1 protein-coding gene is annotated in these 1,687 nt (G+C 43.9%); it reads right to left on the bottom strand.

Annotated features, from left to right (window positions below):
* Positions 1-204: 204 nt before the first annotated feature.
* A complete protein-coding gene (locus tag AB2U10_RS19080; RefSeq protein ID WP_367916678.1) occupies positions 205-1,566 on the bottom strand; it encodes a transposase in 1,362 nt (453 codons plus the stop codon).
* Positions 1,567-1,687 lie beyond the last annotated feature (121 nt).

Below are 1,687 nucleotides of genomic sequence, written 5' to 3' on the forward strand. Positions count from 1 at the left end.
GGGATATTCAGTAAATAGAATTGAAATCGGTTGTTGAATAATTTTTTGACAGCCGATTTTGTTTTTTTAAAGAAATGCTAGCCAGAGATTTTGCTGATGGGATACTATGTTGTTGTCAAGGGCCTTATTTTGTTGATTAAGAGCAATAGTTTCCACCCCAATAATATGGTTTTTAGTTTTTTGTAAACGATTTATAAAGAGATATTATCCGGTGGGCCTTAAAGGTTGATCTTTCATTTTGGGTATCATTCTGACGGCATTGGCGGTGTGGATACCAAAGAAGATCCATAGGATTTCGGTTTTCTTTGTTCGGGCCTTAATTCTTCCCAGAGAGTAGTGTTGTTTCTCTGTCCCGAAGCTTCCTTCCAGTCGGGTGGCCCTCTCCTTGCTCAACAGGGAGCGAATTTGTTTACGTTGCTTTTCGTCTTTGGCCGCCTTACCCTTACGCACAAAGCTGGTCAGGATACCTTTGCCATGGCAATACCTACGGTTATAATTGGTAGCATATAGTGCATCTGCTGCCAGGTGAGTCACTCGTTTTCGAAGCAGCGATTGCTGATGGTCTATGCACCGCGGTAAACGGATCCCCTCGTGGAAGGCTTCGAAACTCAGGTGCTCGATAAAGTTGATACCGTCTACCTGTATGCTGTTTACTTTGGCTCCAAACTCTACACGTTTGCTTTCTTTTCCCCGCACTATGGGTCGTATATAATCTTTGTCAATGCTAACGATTAACCCTTTAACCTCTTTGCCATCAAAGTGAAGTCTCTGCTGGTGGAGTATTTTCCCGATAACAGAAAAGCGTTTATAAAACGATGCCGGTAGATGAATATGGGGTGAGTTAACCCGGATCGTGTCGCGGAGCTGTCCGATGAGTTTGTCCAGCAGATGCAGCAAACTCCTGCTCAATACCCGGGTATCCTTACTGCTGCGCCTACGCTTTCGGCTATAGGCCTTGTAACGCAGGCGCTGCTTTTCATACTTGCTTCTGGGCATACGAAGCCCCAAAGTCTTGATGATACCTTTAAGCTGGCCCTGTAGCCAATCCACACATTCCCATAGTAATTTAACCGCTGTTGGAAATCGTAGACTACTCTCATAACAGGTTGCATCTGTCATCAGTACGTGTGTATTTCCAAGATAAGGCTTCCAATGACTGGCCAGTAGCTGCTGAGCTTTACCAATGTCCAGTTTACGGCCTATCTCACACCGGATCTCACTGACAATCTTGAAGTTATCCAGAGGGCGAAGGGGATTGATCCGTACACCACAGAACAACTGATAATGAAGATTGGCATTCAATTGAGCTATCAGATCCCGGTCGGAAAGATCCGTGTAAGATTTTAATACCATCAGGGCTATTTTACCTGCCGCAGAAAAGTAACTTCTCCGACCCCGTCTGTGGTCTCTCAAACCCAGTTCTTTACCCAACTGATCAAAGGGAAAACTCTTGAAAATCCCTCCCAATTCACTACCATAAAAACTTTGGGTGTACTGTTGGAAAATATCGTATTCGGTGAAGGCTATCGTAGGTTGTAAACTCGATATTTTTTGTATCTTTCGCATATCTTTTCCGTTTCGTTACCCCGATTTTTGGCTCCAACCGTATTATTCGGGGTGATATACAAAGATAATCAAAAGCCCAACAAGTTCTTAATGAACAAGTTGGGCTTTTTCTGAATGGCCC

Source organism: Leadbetterella sp. DM7, from assembly GCF_040829825.2.
Classification (GTDB): domain Bacteria; phylum Bacteroidota; class Bacteroidia; order Cytophagales; family Spirosomataceae; genus Leadbetterella.

What these genes read in the sequence shown, in the direction of transcription:
- AB2U10_RS19080 (WP_367916678.1), bottom strand. Translation starts at nt 1,566, where the DNA reads ATGCGAAAGATACAAAAAATATCGAGTTTACAACCTACGATAGCCTTC.